Annotated in this window: 13 protein-coding genes and 1 pseudogene; 6 read left to right on the forward strand and 8 right to left on the reverse strand. The window is 41.9% G+C overall.

Annotation, left to right across the window (positions count from 1 at the left end; genetic code table 11):
- Window positions 1–24: 24 nt before the first annotated feature.
- Window positions 25–1,065, reverse strand: coding sequence for an HlyD family secretion protein (locus ACVBIL_RS11490; RefSeq protein ID WP_447167120.1), 1,041 nt, complete (start codon window positions 1,063–1,065; stop codon window positions 25–27).
- A 204-nt stretch (window positions 1,066–1,269) separates the two neighbouring features.
- On the opposite strand from ACVBIL_RS11490, the gene ACVBIL_RS11495 reads away from it, so the two are divergent.
- Window positions 1,270–1,863: a TetR/AcrR family transcriptional regulator gene (locus ACVBIL_RS11495; RefSeq protein ID WP_447164022.1), complete on the forward strand. Its 594-nt coding sequence runs from the start codon at window positions 1,270–1,272 to the stop codon at window positions 1,861–1,863.
- A 38-nt stretch (window positions 1,864–1,901) separates the two neighbouring features.
- Here the strand turns inward: ACVBIL_RS11495 and ACVBIL_RS11500 are convergent, their stop codons facing one another.
- Both ACVBIL_RS11500 and ACVBIL_RS11505 read right to left on the reverse strand, forming a co-directional pair.
- A complete protein-coding gene (locus ACVBIL_RS11500) occupies window positions 1,902–2,807 on the reverse strand; it encodes a hypothetical protein (RefSeq protein WP_447167121.1) in 906 nt (301 codons plus the stop codon).
- Window positions 2,808–2,959: 152 nt separating this feature from the next.
- On the reverse strand, window positions 2,960–5,617 hold the full coding sequence (locus ACVBIL_RS11505) for an ATP-binding protein (RefSeq protein WP_447167122.1): 2,658 nt from the start codon (window positions 5,615–5,617) through the stop codon (window positions 2,960–2,962).
- A 103-nt stretch (window positions 5,618–5,720) separates the two neighbouring features.
- Between ACVBIL_RS11505 and ACVBIL_RS11510 the strand changes: the two genes are divergently transcribed.
- Both ACVBIL_RS11510 and ACVBIL_RS11515 read left to right on the forward strand, forming a co-directional pair.
- Entirely contained in the window at window positions 5,721–6,218 is a 498-nt protein-coding gene (locus ACVBIL_RS11510; RefSeq protein WP_447167123.1) for a hypothetical protein, read from the forward strand.
- Window positions 6,219–6,220: 2 nt separating this feature from the next.
- Window positions 6,221–7,261, forward strand: coding sequence for a porin (locus ACVBIL_RS11515; protein WP_447167124.1), 1,041 nt, complete (start codon window positions 6,221–6,223; stop codon window positions 7,259–7,261).
- Window positions 7,262–7,327: 66 nt separating this feature from the next.
- Here ACVBIL_RS11515 and ACVBIL_RS11520 read toward each other — a convergent pair whose 3' ends face one another.
- The 5 genes from ACVBIL_RS11520 to ACVBIL_RS11540 form a co-directional block, all read right to left on the reverse strand.
- Entirely contained in the window at window positions 7,328–7,654 is a 327-nt protein-coding gene (locus ACVBIL_RS11520) for an Hpt domain-containing protein (RefSeq protein ID WP_447167125.1), read from the reverse strand.
- An 80-nt stretch (window positions 7,655–7,734) separates the two neighbouring features.
- Complete coding sequence (locus tag ACVBIL_RS11525; RefSeq protein WP_447167126.1) at window positions 7,735–8,178, reverse strand: ATP-binding protein; 444 nt, start codon at window positions 8,176–8,178, stop codon at window positions 7,735–7,737.
- Between the two features lie 109 nt (window positions 8,179–8,287).
- Complete coding sequence (locus ACVBIL_RS11530; RefSeq protein ID WP_447167127.1) at window positions 8,288–8,620, reverse strand: STAS domain-containing protein; 333 nt, start codon at window positions 8,618–8,620, stop codon at window positions 8,288–8,290.
- A 13-nt stretch (window positions 8,621–8,633) separates the two neighbouring features.
- Window positions 8,634–9,830, reverse strand: coding sequence for a PP2C family protein-serine/threonine phosphatase (locus ACVBIL_RS11535; RefSeq protein WP_447167128.1), 1,197 nt, complete (start codon window positions 9,828–9,830; stop codon window positions 8,634–8,636).
- Between the two features lie 192 nt (window positions 9,831–10,022).
- A complete protein-coding gene (locus tag ACVBIL_RS11540) occupies window positions 10,023–10,418 on the reverse strand; it encodes a nitrous oxide-stimulated promoter family protein (protein ID WP_447167129.1) in 396 nt (131 codons plus the stop codon).
- A gap of 420 nt (window positions 10,419–10,838) precedes the next feature.
- Here ACVBIL_RS11540 and ACVBIL_RS11545 point away from each other — a divergent pair, with 420 nt between their 5' ends.
- From ACVBIL_RS11545 to ACVBIL_RS11555, 3 genes and pseudogenes are all read left to right on the forward strand, one after another.
- On the forward strand, window positions 10,839–13,445 hold the full coding sequence (locus ACVBIL_RS11545; RefSeq protein ID WP_447167133.1) for a TonB-dependent receptor: 2,607 nt from the start codon (window positions 10,839–10,841) through the stop codon (window positions 13,443–13,445).
- Window positions 13,446–13,517: 72 nt separating this feature from the next.
- Entirely contained in the window at window positions 13,518–15,554 is a 2,037-nt protein-coding gene (locus tag ACVBIL_RS11550) for an EAL domain-containing protein (protein WP_447167130.1), read from the forward strand.
- A 181-nt stretch (window positions 15,555–15,735) separates the two neighbouring features.
- Window positions 15,736–16,224, forward strand: a pseudogene (locus tag ACVBIL_RS11555) (hypothetical protein); the annotation flags it as partial.

Here is a 16,224-nt window from a genome sequence, read left to right on the forward strand (position 1 = left end):
ATTAACTCTGAGTAAGTGAAAGACTTAGCTATTGGTGCTATTGGTGCTATTGGTGTTAATCGTGACTTCTGCCGATAGCCCTGGAACGACTCGGCCTTTTAATGCCGACGGGATCATCAGTTTGATCTTTACTGGTACTCGCTGCACCACCTTGACGAAATTACCGGTGGCATTGTCAGGAGGCAAGAGGCTGAACTGTGCACCTGTTGATGGCGAAGTGCTGCTCACCGTGCCAGTGAGTGTTGAGTCAGGGAACATATCCAGTACTACCTCTACGGTTTGCCCAGGTTGAATATGGGTTAGCTGGGTCTCTTTAAAGTTGGCTTCTATCCATAATTCATCGGTTGGCACAATGGCCAATACGCCAGAACCTGCTTGGACAAACTTACCGAGTTGTAGGGCGCGATTACCGATCCGGCCAGAGATCGGCGCTAGAATTTGGGTATCTTGCAGTTCTAGTTCGGCTAGCGCTAAGCTTGCTTGTGCTTGTTGCTGCTGTGCAAGAATGTGAGTGCGATCTGTCTCTAGGTTAATAAGCTGCTGCTTGGCTGCTGATAACTTAAACTTAGCCGCCTCAAGGTTGGCATTGGCTATGCGAGTCTTGTTCGCTTGCGCATCGTGCTGTGTTTTGCTGACAGCATCGGTCTTAACCAATTTTGCATACCTAATTAGCTCCTTTTGCTCGAAGTCATGGTTCGCCTCTGCGACCTCCAAATGAGCCGCAGTTTCGTCGATATTGACGTGTTGTAGCGCGGTGCGACTCTGGTTGCTATCGAGTGATGCACTCGCCATGGCTAACGCCGCTTTAGCCTGGTCTCGTCGGGCGACGTAATCTCTCGGATCTATGATTGCCAGTACGTCTCCGGCTTTTACCATTTGGTTATCTGTTACAAATATTTTTGTGACTCGACCAGAAGCCTCAGCGCTTATCTGGGTGATCTCACCATGAACATAGGCGTTATCGGTTTTTTCGGTATCAGCATTACTGACAAAAGTGTTAGCCGTCATTGCAAGAGTCGTGACTAAGGCGAGGGCGATAACGATGGCTTTAATTTTGGCGTTCATATTTTCTCATTAACTTATCGTACTGTACTGAACGGTACGATAAGTTATTTGGTATAACTAGATCAAGTTAAATTTTAACCAAGGTTCATAAAAGATCGTTTGAGATCGCAAATTAGCCTTGAGCAAGCTTATGGGTTACTTGGCTTAAATTGCATGAATAACACAGACCTGTTCTAATTAGGCTCATACAGGAGAGGTACTTGAATGCGTCCATCTACGCTAAAGAAACAAGAAAAAATTATCGACGTAGCGACTCAGCTTTTTTTTGAGCAGGGTTACGCCGACACGAGTCTAGATCAAATTATTGAGGTGTGCGGTGGCTCTAAGCAGACCCTTTATAGTTATTTTGGTTGTAAGCGCGGAATTTTGATTCAGGTGGTCACTCGCTGTACCGAACAGGTGGGCAGTGCTTTTCAATTTGATGCTCAAGCGGATTTAGCTGAACAGCTTAATCAGTTTGGTTACGAATACCTTAAGGCTTTGTGTTCTCAGCCTATTATCGATATATATCGGATTATTGTGACTGAGTCTCGCCGAGATAAAGAGCTGGTGGATTTTTTCTTATCTCGTGGGCCCCATCGTTTTTATCAAATGTTGAGTGATTTTTTACAACTGCAGGCTATTCAAGGACAGCTGAATATTGACGATCCTGCCCAGACAAGTAGTCAGTTAATTGGGCTTTTGCGAGGCGATTATTACCAAGATGTGGTCTTGGGGTTAGGTGTCCCTTCGGAAGAGGAAATTAAGCAGTATTCGGCGCAAGCGATTAAAATTTTCCTACATGGCTGTAAAGCCTAACAAATATAGACTTATCACGCCGTGGACTTCAGCAAAGCCTATGGCGGGTTATTTTTCTGATCCTCTTCTTTCTCCTCCTGCATTAACTGCTGCAAATAAGCGAGCTCTTCAGAATTAAGTAACTGTTGGCTGCTCCGCATCGGTTGTTTCGGATGTTGTTGAGTGAGTTTGCCGCGCAAAAAGGCAGCTCGGGTGATCTGCTTGAGACCGTAAATAGCCAATATATAGACAGTCAATAATAGGGCTAACTTGGTTGCGGCTTGGTTGATAGCAATAAACCTATCGCCGAAGTAAAAAGGCAAGATCACCAATACCGTCCTGATAAGCCAATTACCCATTAACGCGAGAGTTAGCACCAACAACCAGCGAAACTTAATATCTTTGAGGCTATCTTGATGCACTCTTGATGTTCGGCCGGGATAGCGGCTAAGCATTTTAATGATGTAATAAAAATAGATCCCAGTCTGAACAAATAGCATGGCAGGGAGGAGTATGCCTAAGAGGCTTAAATCAGTCAGAGTCGGCGGCTGACTCAGTTTAATTTCAGGCCAATTATGCTCAAAGATGATTCGGTAACCGGTGGCTAATACCACAATAATAGCGATGATAACGGCGGGGTAGAAGTGACGTGAAAAACCGATTGGTCGTTTGATTTCATTAAGGCTGCGGTCGCAATAGAGGTAGAGCAGGGGCATCATTAAAAAGTAGACGGGAATAATTAAGATAAAAAGTAAGTGGATGGGCGCAGGAGCGTTATTAATGTTGAGTAACCCAGTAAAAAAATACAGCGCCATTAAACTGAAAATGCCACCCAGAATCTTATGGTTACCACTTTGCTCTGTATAAATGTAGCGGATATACAAGCCTAGCCCTAGGCAGTGTAGACCGCCAAGCAATGAGAGCCACCAATAACCTTGAGAGAAAAACTCACTAAATTCATTCATGCTAATCTCATTTCAACGTATTACTATCCCAGATGCAAGTGTTGAATTTTTAGTCATAGCCAGCCCATGTCTATAACATCAACCTCACTAGAGATTAAAGCCGCTATTTAATGTCATGGCTGTTAAAGGGGATAGTGATTGCCGATAACAAATTAACAGGCCTGTTTAGATATTGATTTAAGCTTATGTAGTAACGCCTCTTTTTTAAAGGGTTTTGCGAGGTAATCATCCATACCTGATTGATAACACTTCTGAATATCTTGGTCGAGTACGCTCGCAGTTAGTGCGATGATAGGTAACCTTGGCTGAGAATGTAGACTTTCCCACTCTCTGATTTTTTCGGTTGCCGTAAAGCCATCCATAACCGGCATCATGCAGTCCATTAAAATGGCGTGGAAGGCTCTGCCGGCGCTAATAAATTCAAAGGCTTCTTGGCCATTACTCGCAATAATAAAATCAAAACCCGCCTGTTTGAGCTGTAAAGAGGCCACTTTCTGATTTACTAGGTTATCTTCTACAATCAGAATAACCACATTAGCTTTATCGAGTACTACAGGTTTGTTACTGCTGTTCTCAATATCGTCGGATAGACTTTTTTGTCTTAATTTTCGACTTTCTGCCCCGTTATTAATGGCATTTTTAAAACGATTACCGAAAAGGGGGATCGTTACTATTGCATCAATGCTATCGAGTTGGCGTTTTTCTGCCAGTGAATTAATGGCAATGATGAAAATATTTTTTTGTTTGAGCAGCTCGGACAGGGGAGCCAGTGCATCTCTGGTTGCTGATTGGTTATCGATGAACAATAGGTCGAATTTTTGTTTATCTTGAAGTAAATCAAAACATGATTGGTAGTGGTAATTAAGGCTAAACCCCAGCTGTTTACACTCTCGGTTGATGATGTCATTGAGTTGAGGATTATTTGAAATTATCGCTGCAGTTAACGGCTTAAATTGGTCTGTTTCCGGTTTACTTTGAGCGATAATGTTTAGAGACAGACAAATTGTAAAGCGACTGCCTTGATTTTTAACCGAGCTAACAGTGATCTCCGCGTCCATCAGTTCGATGAGCTGTTTGCAAATAGCGAGACCTAACCCTGTACCACCAAATTGGCGAGTAATAGTGGCATCCTCCTGAATAAACGGAGAAAAAATCTGTTGCTGTTTATCTTTATCAATCCCAATACCGGTATCATCGATGTTGATAACCATTTCACTAATATCTTTAGTGTTATTACAAGAGACGCTAACTTTAATTCCACCTTGGTTGGTAAATTTAACGGCATTAGATAATAGGTTCATTAACACTTGCCTCATACGATGCTCATCCAGAGAGACAAGGTAAGGAGTATGTTCATCAATTTCGACTTCTAATGTTAGGTTTTTCTCTGCAATTTTAGGCTGTGTCATCGAAAGAGTGTCGTAAATCACTTCGGTAATGTTTGCTTCAGTATTAGAAATAGAAAGCTTACCTGATTCAATTTTCGATAGATCGAGTATGTCATTGATTAAAATTAATAACGTCTGTGATGATGTCTCGATTGTTTGTAGGTACTCACTTTGTGTAGCGGTAAGTTCAGTATTGGCCATAATGTCTGACATACCAATAATCCCGTTAAGTGGAGTCCTAATTTCATGAGACATATTGGCCAGAAATGAACTCTTAGCTTGGTTGGCTTTTTCAGCTTCAGACTTTGCCCGTAGTATTTTCTGCTCATTTTGATGGCGTTCATTAATCAGCTTGTTGAGTGTATGAGAGAAAAGACTAAATTCATCGCTCCCTGCTTCATTGATTTTCTTTGAATAGTCATGAGTCTCCTCAATGTGCGACATGGTGTTGATCACGTGGCTGAGATAGTTAGTGATCCGTCTATATAGGTTGGCACCTATGATGGCAATAATGACCAAAGAGCAAAATAATGCTGCGCAAAATAACAAGATCAAGCGCTTAGATAGGCTTATTTCGCTTTGAATATTGTTTGTTAGCTGGCTGGAAAAGGTACTCACAACATATTGAATTAAATTAAGGCGCTGCTGCAATGCAGGCAAACTGATATCGGAGCTGTGAGTCAGTGGTTGTTGATTTAAAATATGGTTTCTTAATTGATAGCTCTGCTCAAATGCTTTATCTGAAAAAATACTCAGTAGCAGTGATACCTGCTCCGGCTTAGCGTTGATATCAATAAAGCGTTCAATAAAAAGTTGTTGGCGCTCTGTGATGGAGTTCAACTGACTAAGGAGATCGTTATTATTGCGATTTAATAGCAACCTTTTGATTAACCAACTCTCCTCAGTAGACCACAGGGATAACCACTGCAGTTGATATAATATGGCCAGTTGCTGATTTATTTCATCGTTAATGCCAGAGTGATCTTTCTCTAGGGTACTGAGCGCTTGAATTTGAAGTTCATTGAACCAAACTGACCAGTCTCCTAGGCCTTCGGCGTCAACTTCATTCATCTCTTTAAGCGCGGTATTAGTGTTATCTAACCAGGATTCCATCTCTACAACATTTTTGGGAGCAAAGGCTTGTGGTAGCAGTTGCTTTATTTTGTTGAGGCTGGGAGAAAGAGAGTCGAGGGACAGCTTAATATTGTGTTTGAATAACTGCTCTCTTGCTTGATTGATCTGTTTGTTTAACTGAGAGAAAGATTCAAGAAAGTTAATTTTGCTATTGAGGGTATTTAGCGATTCAACATTGTCGCTTTGATTTTTAATCTCTAATGCAGACAAGAATGAGGCAAAAATCAGTGGCAATAACACCAAGGCTAACATCCGTATTTTTATTGAAATATGATTCAATAAGTTCATTTCTACTCCATGAATTGAACAAGTTAGTGGTGAGCTTGTGGTTTAACTAAGCCTTGACTATATTCAGCTTAGTACAAAAAACTATCAAGGAATGAGGGTTTTAATGTTTAAGGGATTAAACGAACGGGTTCAGCTTGTCAGTTATAAGCTCTGTATTATGTTGTTACTTGTGTGTACGTCTTCACCTTCTCAAGCTGTAGAGGCTAATGTCGATGATAACAGCGACGTAGAGTTTGCTATTTTCAGTCTTAACGATGAGTTGCCGCCATTAAGTAAAAGCAAGGCTAGAATGCTTTATCGAGGTAAAAGTAAGAAAATATCCGGTAGCTTAAAAATTATCCTAGTAGACCTCCCTGAAACTTCCATCCACAGAGAAGACTTTTATAAAATGCTACTCGGTAAATCCGTATCGCAGATGAACGGCTATTGGGCTGGGCTTGCATTTTCTGGAAGAGGTACTCCCCCCGAAGAATTAAACAGTGATGATATTAAGCAGATTTTAAAATGGCTTAACGATAATCCCAACGGAATAGCCTATGCCCCCATCGACTCCGTTCCCAAAGAAGTTAATATTTTGATAACCGTGCCACAGGGAGAGTAGCCATGTTATTTCGTCGAACATTATTTATAGCGTTATCTTGCCTGTTATCTTGCCCTGCTGCCCAGGCAAGTATTGAGTTAACCGACAACATTTTATTGAGTGGATTTGGCTCTACCACTATCAGTAAAAGTGATAATCGAACCCCACTATTTATTAGTCGAGAAATTACCGACGATACCTGCTACGACTGTGACACCATATTTGGCTTACAGTTAGATATCGACGTGTTTGATAGTTTTAGTGCATCAGGGCAGGTGGTGAAACGTACCCAAGATAACTGGAGCGATCCTGAGCTTGAGTGGGCCTATCTATCATATGAGTTTGATGACTTTGAAGTCAGAGCTGGGCGGTTACGCTTACCGCTATTTTTGGTTTCTGAATATTATTATGTTGGCCAAGCTTATCCGTGGATAAGGCCTCCTCAAGAAGTGTATGACAGTATTTTAGGGTTTACTTTTTATGATGGTCTGTCTTTGGCTTGGAACTATGATATTTCTGATGAACTGCTATTAACTGTGTCTCCTTACTATGGTTTTGAGCGGGCCAATAAAGTAAAGATTGGTGAGGCTTTATTGCAATTTAATACCGAATATATGACCGGAGTCTATGTTGATTTAGTCGGCTTTAATTACCGTATTCATAGTGGCTTTATGCAAGCCAAATATACCCAGCTTCCCTCGGTAGAGGAGGAAAAACTCGATATTTACACGTTAGGGGTGGAATACAGCTATGGGTCTTGGTTGTGGATAGCAGAGGTTGAGTCCGATCGATTACAAGCAAACTGGTATGCCTCGGCTATTTATGCTTTTGATGAATTGTCGCCCTATTTAACTTATGGTGAAAGCCATCAACTGCGAAAGTCAAAAGCGGTAACGGCAGGGGTTAAATATGACTTAACATCAAGTGTTTCAATCAATATTGAATACCAGATGATCTTCTCTCAAAAGGAAGGTAATCGCGCCCAGTTTGTCACTTCACCACTGGTCTACGGCGAAAGCTCAGACGCTGATTTATTAAGCTTGGCGGTTAGTTTTGTATTTTGATGAAGACTAAGCTCAATAATTTTGGGCTAACTGTTCTAGCTTGGCTTTGACTGTGAATCGCGTCGGTTATTGTAAGATAGCGGTTATTTGGCGATTGATGGTTTGGATTTCGCTACACAAGTTGTTTATTGCTGTGTGCTCGGGGAGTGAGCCGTCTTTAGAGCTCGACTCAACGACTTGTGCCAAGCTTACAGCATCTTGCGCGCACAGGTTACTGAACATGCCTTTGAGCTCATGGGTGAGACGAAATAATTCAGTGATATTTTCTGTTTGATAGCTCTGAACAATGAGGTGGTCACTTTGGCCATACTCTTCGATATAGATCGTCAGTAGCATATTTAGCATAGAATCATCGCCGTCACAGAGTGCTTTTAATTCATCAATCTTAATCATAGTTCCCCCCTTGCTTGCGTTGGTATTAACAGCCGTTAAGTCTTTGCTAGAGCTGGTATTTTGTTATGACTAGAGTGTCTTTAGCGGGTCGTTTTCAACAGTCTGAAAGTGTTACAGTTATCGTGTGAATGGTATTCTATATTGTCTGCAAGCTGCTGGATAATTTTGAGTCCCCTACGGCTTTGTAACCAGGTGCTTGGGTCGCATGCGAGTGGCTCAACAAAGTCCATTTTAGGTAGGTCATCAAGCAGATTTTTGGGTATCGAGTCGCCATAATCTGCGACTTCAATAATTAACTGTTTTGTGTCATTCACGTAAGAACTAATTTCAAACTTTGCCCCATCAAGGTTAGCGTAGGCATGCTCAAATACGTTATTCACGAGTTCTACAAGGCACAGCTCCATCTGCCCGATAAGGGCTGTATCCAAGCCGAGGGAGTACCAAAAGGGCAGGATATCGGAGGCGACAGTGCGGGATGCCTCCAGGCTGCTTGAATATTGTTGGTAAAACGTCCTTGTGTTCACATTAACCTCCCTTATTGCCGCTGCGATAAAAGGGAGACGTATTGAAGATAGGCTGTACTTCTGTGCCTTTTCCTGCGGCGAGTGTCACTCCCTTCATCAAGCTATCCTTTTAAGCGTTTGCTGTTAGCGCATCTTCTATGCTTGCATGGCTCACTATCAGCTTGTCTATTCGAGTTAACTTGAGTAAATCTAAGATCGGTTTCTGTGGGTTAATGATGCTAATTTTAGTATTGCGCAACATCTTATAGGTGCCCATGATGGCTCCTAGTCCGCTACTGTCCATAAAGCGCACATCACTCATATCAAGGAGTAAATGCTCGCGTAGGTTATCTTTTAGTTTTCCGAGTTCAACATGGAAACTGGCAGTCAGCTTGGCGTCAAACCTAGCCTCTTTAATTCGGATCACCGTGTATTGGTTTTTCGCAATTATATCGAAGTGCATGCTGTTTCCTTGATTAGCTTCCATTCCATTCAAATGCCAACAAGCTGATGTCATCATCGAACTGTGTTGTGCCTGACCAGTTGTTTAATTCCTCTACTATGGTGTTACTTTGCTTGCTAATTGTCAGCTTGGACAGCTGTTGAATTTGCAGCGCTAACCTTTGCTCTGAGTATTGTTCTTTATCTGTAGATTCCGCTTCGGTAATACCATCAGAGTAGAGAAATATGCGATCGCCTACGCTCAATTGGATCTGTTCGGTTTGGTAGCTAGCAAAATCGAACATACCGGCGACAAAGCTCTCTTGTTGTATAAAGCGGCATATTTGTTGCGATGTTTGCTGCCAGATCATTGGAGGGTGACCCGCAAAGGCGTAGTTTAATTGCCCTGTTTTGGTATTCAGTACGGCGTAAATCATAGTGAAGTAGAGGTTGTTATCGCATTGATTAATATAGCTTTGATTAAGCCTGGCTAGCACTTCTCTGGGCTCTCTTAAGCTATAAAAAGGGGCGCTGTCTTGTTGGCGTTTTACATGTGAGTTGCTGCTAGAGTCGATACTTTGCTGGATTGCAAAAGACATCAATGCAGATTTTACTCCGTGGCCAGCGACATCAAAGAGGTAAACGGCGATATGGTCTTCATCTAGCGGCATACATCCGAGCATATCGCCACCAATCTGAGCACTCGGTATATGAGTGTAGTGCAGCTCAACGCCAGGGAATTTTTTCTGGCTAGGTAACATCCGCTGGATCAATAAGCTGGCTGAATCGAGATCTTGGCGTATGGTGGCATAAGCTTGGTCTAGTTCAAAATTTTTGGCAACTAACTGCTTGTGTAGTTCTAGACTTCTAAATCCAGCTTTTAGTCGAGCATCAAGCTCATTGATATTGGTTTCTTTAGCGACAAAATCATCGGCGCCAGCGTTAATGCCTTCGATAATTGATTCTTGATCATCACGCCCAGAGAGTAAAACAAAAAAAATATAACGGTTATATTCGGGGGACTTTAGGCGGTAACATAGCTCAATGCCATTTAACTCAGGCATCATCCAGTCGCTGAGAACTAGTTGAATTGAGGGGTGTTGTTCTAACTGCTTCAATGCATCTACGCCATTGATGGCTGTAATGACATCGTAGCCTCGTGAGGAGAGCATTTTAGTCATCAACAACTGCATGACCTTATTGTCTTCAACGAGTAGGATTTCTTTTCCCAAGTTTTCAGCCTCCATGCTGTATTTTTCTGAGCAAATTTAGTTACGCGATTTTTAATAAGTCCTTTTACTTTTCAAAAGTCTAGTCGTGAATTACAAATGCACAAGGATGTTAAAGGTAGGGAGTTGAAATATTTTTGTTTATAGAAACAAAATTTTTATGTGACAGGAGTACCTTGCCATAAGAGAGCTTGATTAATTCTTTGTGGCCGTTTTTATGCGCCGGTGGCGATTTGAGCTGGCTTCAGGTGGTTTACCAGGCGCTGGATGGCGTTCAGATAGCAGATGACGAATAGCCATAATAGGATGAGGCAACAACATTCTCGGGCCAGCGTAAATCATGATTTCACGTGCCTTGGCTTTCATATGCGGTTTGTAACAATGCACTGGGCACTTGTTGCAGGTCGGTTTATCTTGACCGTAGGGGCACCTATCAAGGCGAGTGTGGGCATATTCGATAACGCTTTCGCACTCTTCACAGGGGTGAGAGTCTGCTCCTTTATGGTGCGCTTTACAGTAGATTTTCACCATAGCCGAAATCGTTTCAAACTCACGAAGAAGCTTACCGCTGAGGAGTTGTTCAAATGCCATGGGATACCTTAGTAAGTTACTGGGTTATTATCATAATAAGAGGCTTATCTTTAGCTGACAAAATATAAGCTTGAAACTTTGAAGGTGTGCACAAAATAGCACTGTTAGCGCTAACAAATCTAATTATCACCCCATAGAAGCCAGCTTATATTTTTAAAAGTGAAATAAAGCGATGACGCGTTAAATTACGCTTGTCAGAATGATTAACGCTGGCATAGAATCCGCCACAGAGTTTGATGATGAAATAATCCTCGTTTGTAATCTAGCCTGAAACACAAAAATCCACCTATATTAAGGAAATAACCGCTGGTTATTTCCTCTGCTGCAGTTGTGCTTAATTAGGTCTAAAACTGATAGATATGCGACGCCACTGGTAAGATGATAAATACTAAGAAACAAAAATTATTAAAGCATATCGGAATAAAACACCCGATCTTTAAGAGAAGCAAAGTGATAATCAGTATCACTCTATTATTGAGCTTGATATCTCCTATCTTGGTATTGGCTGCTCAGCCAGATAGTGAAACGACTATCGAACAGCCAATTGAAAGAATAGAGGTTCGTGGAATTCGAGCTTCAATGAAAGCCTCTATCAATACCAAAAGATTCTCCGATTCTGTGATGGATGTGGTTACAGCTGAAGATTTAGGTAAATTTCCTGATAGTGACGTAGGCGAATCACTCGGACGTATTCCCGGGGTTGCGGTTAACCGCCAATTTGGTCAAGGTCAGCAGGTGTCTATTCGCGGAGCGTCAAATCAGCTAACCAGTACCTTGCTAAATGGGCATTCAGTTGCTTCTACTGGGTGGTTTGATCAACAAGCCACTGATCGCAGCTTTAACTATTCTTTACTGCCGCCAGAAATGATTGGCGAAATTGAAGTTTATAAATCATCTCAGGCGGATCTTATCGAAGGCGGAATCGGTGGCACAGTCATTGTTAACACCCGTAAACCGTTCGATCTAGATGCCAATTCGATTTTCTTCAGTAGTACGCAAGACTACGGCACGGTTTCACAGGAGATAGACCCTGAGTTTTCAGGGCTATACAGCTGGAAAAACAGTGCTGAAAATATCGGTGTTCTCTTTGCGATTGCCGATGCTAAAACTGACTATCAGCGTAATGGTGTTGAATCGAATATAGGTTGGGGTGACATCGTTCCGACAACGTTCGAGCAGCAGCGTGAACGCACGGCTATTAACGCGGTTTTGCAATATCGTCCAAATGATAATGTAGAGTTTGGCTTAAATATCATCAGCCTTGATATGCAAGCGAACAATGCCAACACCTCGCTTTTTCTTATGTTTCCTGATGATAAAGAGGCCGCTTGTGAACAAAGGAATGCGGCAGGGACGTGCATCTTCTACCGCCGTGACGCTAATGATGCAAACCCTGCGTGGGCGCAAACTTGGGTACGTGAAGCCAGTATGGACTCAAAGACATACGACTTGGATTTTACCTATGAAGCTGATAACTACAGCCTAGAAGGGCGAGTTGGTAACACTCAATCTGAAGGCGGCACCAATACCACGGCTAATTATGGTTTTTGGTTGGGGCAAGCGAGTGATTTTGCTGGCACTTACGATGCGACTGGTGACGTAATTAATATCGACATTGCGAACAAGGTATTTGGGGCGGAAGATTTTAATGGTGCGCTTGCTCCCGAGGGATGGTCACTGCGCAAGCAACCTAACTCAGATAGAGAAAGTTATGCTCAGTTCGATATCACTGTGCCAGTCGACTTAGGTTTAGTCACGGCGATTAAAGCTGGGGTCAGCTGGGCAGTTCATGATGTGAAACAAGAATCTTTTGAGGGCATTGTTGACCCTAATATCATCGCTAAAAATGCGTCCGCCTACTACTCTGGCACGGTATCTTCCGGTGGCGGGTTCACCCTGCCAAAACCTATACTCGATGCGATGTTAAATGATGCCAAAGCGGCGATAACCCGCTTTAATAGTGACGGACAAGTCTATAAATCGGGTTACGGTACGATTAACGAAGAAAACTTAGGCCTGTACCTTATGGCTAACTTCGCATCTGACGGTATTCGAGGTAATGTCGGTCTGCGTTATATCTCAACCGATGTTGCTTCTGATTATTATGAACTTCAGTCTGATGGCTCTTACGCCGATGAATTAAGTAGAGCAAACTCAAGCTATCGTGATTTATTGCCTAGTATTAACGTCGCCTATGATCTCTATCCCGATGTGATTATCCGGGCCTCGGCGTCTCAAGTTATTTCTCGTCCAAATTATGACGATATGTTTTCTGCCTCTGCGCTTTCAGGTTATGCCGACGGTATTCCAAATAATGAAGTCGTTGATAAAGGTAATATCGGCCTCAGCCCCTATAAAGCAACGCAGGCAGACTTAGGCGTTGAATGGTACTTCAGCCCAGAGGGCTTAGTGTCTGCTAGCTATTTTATTAAAGATATCAGCTCTTTCATCACGACTGAGCAATTGTTAGATCAAAGTATTGGCATCATAGATCCGGATTCAGGTGAAGATAGCTGGACAGTCTCCACCAAGACAAATGGTCAGGGTGGCAAGATACAAGGTATTGAATTACAGTTACAAGATACCTTTGGAAGTGGCTTAGGTTATGCAGCTAATTATACTTTTGCTGATGCCTACGCCCCCGCACACTACTATCCCGATCAAGTCGGCGTATTTTCTGATTCATCCAAACATACAGTCAACTTAGTTGGCTACTATGAAGCTGATGCATTTTCTGCTCGTTTGGCTTATAACTGGCGCAGCGAATACATGATCCGTGAACTACCTGGTTACTATGGCAATCGTGAGCATCAAGCATACGGCACAGTAGATTTTAGCAGCCATTATGACGTCACTGAGCACCTTACTATTACGTTTGAAGTGGTTAATTTATTTGAAGAAGACAGTATTCAGCTCGGTGTTGCATCGGACTTTGCAGAAGTGAAGCCAGAGTTTAAAAATAATTACCCAGTATTTAGTGCAGAAGGTGAGGCGCGTTATAAATTAGGCCTTACTGTTCGCTTCTAAGGGCGCGGGTTGGTGCTTTTAAAATGAAATATCTAACTCAATGCTTTTGGGAACTCCTCAAGGTTTTAAATCATGATTTTATGTAAGGTTTCAGCAAGAGTATTAAATTGGAGTAGGGAATCTAAGCTCTATTTATCTGATCTTGCTGCGATAGCCCTATTACTGTTGCCAATAACGTTAGCCAACTCGTTAGCGATGTTATTAGGGCATGGATTTAAACTTGCTGAAGTTAATCATATATCAGAGCTATTGTTTTATGCCTCTAATATATTAATTAACATTTACCCTACAACATTCTGTGTTGTTGCGAGTTATTATTTGTCACAGAAAACGAATGCCTCCAGCGCTATTTTCATTATTTATGCTTTGGTGTTGTTCTACATCCTTTCTCTGGGTAATCAAGATCTATCAACAAATTATGTCTTGCCCAATAATCCACTGCTGGCATTACTTAGTGCAATTGTGACTTACTGGTTTTATTTGTGTTTCCCAATTCGTCTGTTAGATCCTAATTCGTTTGATTTTGCGTCCAGATTAGCAAAGTACATAGTGCATATCTTTGGTTTCTCGATCCTTGCATTATTGCTGTCCCAATTGGTGATGCGCATTGGCACATATCTAGACACAGTGATCTCATCGGTAGGACTTGACCCACTAACCTTTACGGGTGGGTTGTTATATCAAACACTGCTCGGCATTTTGGGCTCTGTTGGGATAAACGGTCACAACATGCTGTTTACGATTAAACAGCAAATTTATGCCGATACACTAACGAATATTGAGGCTTGGCATGCGGGAGAAGCCTCTATTAATATTATCAGCCAAGGTTTCTATGATGCATTTATGTCGATGGGGGGATCGGGTAATAGTATAAGCTTATTGCTTTGTGTGCTCATTTTTAGCCGGAAATACAACCATAGAATGCTCGCCGTTGCGGCGATACCTATGGTCATGTTTAATATTAACGAAGTGTTATTATTCGGTCTGCCCATACTCTTTAACCCGATCATGATCATTCCCTTTATCTTGCTACCTCTGATCAGTTTTGTGTTGGTGTATGCCTGCATTACCTTAGGGGTGGTATCTCCGGTAGTGAGTATCGTTAATTGGATGACGCCGCCGGTCTTTAGTGGATATTTGGCCATGGGTAATCAGGTAGATGGCGCAATCCTTCAGGTTGTCATCATCATTATTGGTGTATTGGTCTATCGGCCTTTTTACCTTGCTTATGCAGGTAAGCATTTGATAACAACTAATCCAAAGGCCAATAACTCCAACCTTGAGGGGTCTATTTTTGAACACATTCTGCGTAGTGTTAGAAACTCAACGGATAACAATATTAAAAGTTCATCGGCGCAGAAACGTATGATCGAAATATTAAAACAGGGCGAATTGGTCATGTTTTATCAAAAAATTCAATCCCTCGGGAATAAAGAACAATACAACTACGAAGCCTTAATTCGTTATATTAATATTAAGGGAGAGTTATGCCCTCCAACTTTTATCCTTGATTTTCAATTACTCGAAGCCATGCCTTTGTTAGATAAGTTAGTCATTGAGTTGGTGTTAAGCGATATGCAGAAAATAGAGTTGCCTTTAGGTGGGCGCATTGCCATTAACATATCTGTGGCCTCGATTGAGCAGCCTGATTTTGTTCAGCATTTATTTTCACGGTTAGAGCACTATGCTGTTGATCCCTCAAAAGTGGAAATTGAGATCACAGAAGAAGCTATGCTTAGCGACAAAGTCCACTTAACTAAGGTGATGGCAGAGCTTCAAACAAAGAAGATTACCATCTCTATGGATGACTTCGGCTCTGGTTATGCCTCATTTCCTCATTTGCTCAAATATCCGTTCAATAAAGTAAAAATAGACAGATCGTTATTGTTGGATGCGACATCTAGTAAGGGTAAAGATATCTATAAATTGGTGACTAAGCTTGGGAGCATTGCAAATTGTAAGATTGTTGCTGAAGGGGTAGAAACACAACAAGAATATGAGTTCATCAAAGATTGTGGCGTCGATTTGGTTCAAGGATATTACCTCGCAAAACCTTTACCGCTTGCAAGCTTGTCTTGTAAAGATGGTGCTAAAAGCTTAATGGCTTAGCCTATTTATGCGTTAGTAATACCCTAAAAAGCGATTATTTTTGATACCCGATTAAAAAAGAGATATAAATACTTGATTTTAGGAAAGAGAATGCATTACTAATAATGTTTGATTTTTGTACATTATAACTGCTTTTTAGTAGATTGATAATGTATTCGCGGCTAACCCATGGTGGAAGACAATGAAAGAACTCGTCATTATATTGCTGATCGTATTAGGTGTTTACCTCTATCTGCGCACTCAAAAGGCAGCAAATGTTGAAAAAGAGCAAGCAGCCAAGCGCTCTGAAGCGACTCAAGATACGCCTGAAAGTGAGATAAAAGATATCACTCCAGAGGCAACAGAAGAGATATCGACGCCTACCGTTGAAGGTGTGAGTTTTGAGCCTAAGGTTGATAACGAAGCCGACGTACACCAAGCTCGTGTTAAGCCAGAGCCAGAGCCAGAGCCAAAAGTGCAAGCTGAAATAATCGTTGAAGCTGCAGCGAAATTGGAGCCAGAAGTAAAAGTACAGCCAGCGGTTGAACCTGAAATAGAGGTAGACACTCTTGCTGAGACTAAACTCGATACTAAACTCGATACTAAACCAGAGTCTAAACCAGAGTCTAAACCAGAGTCTAAACCAGAGTCTAAACCAGAGTCTAAACCAGAGTCTAAACCAGAGTCTAAA

Source organism: Shewanella sp. 125m-7 (assembly GCF_052977045.1).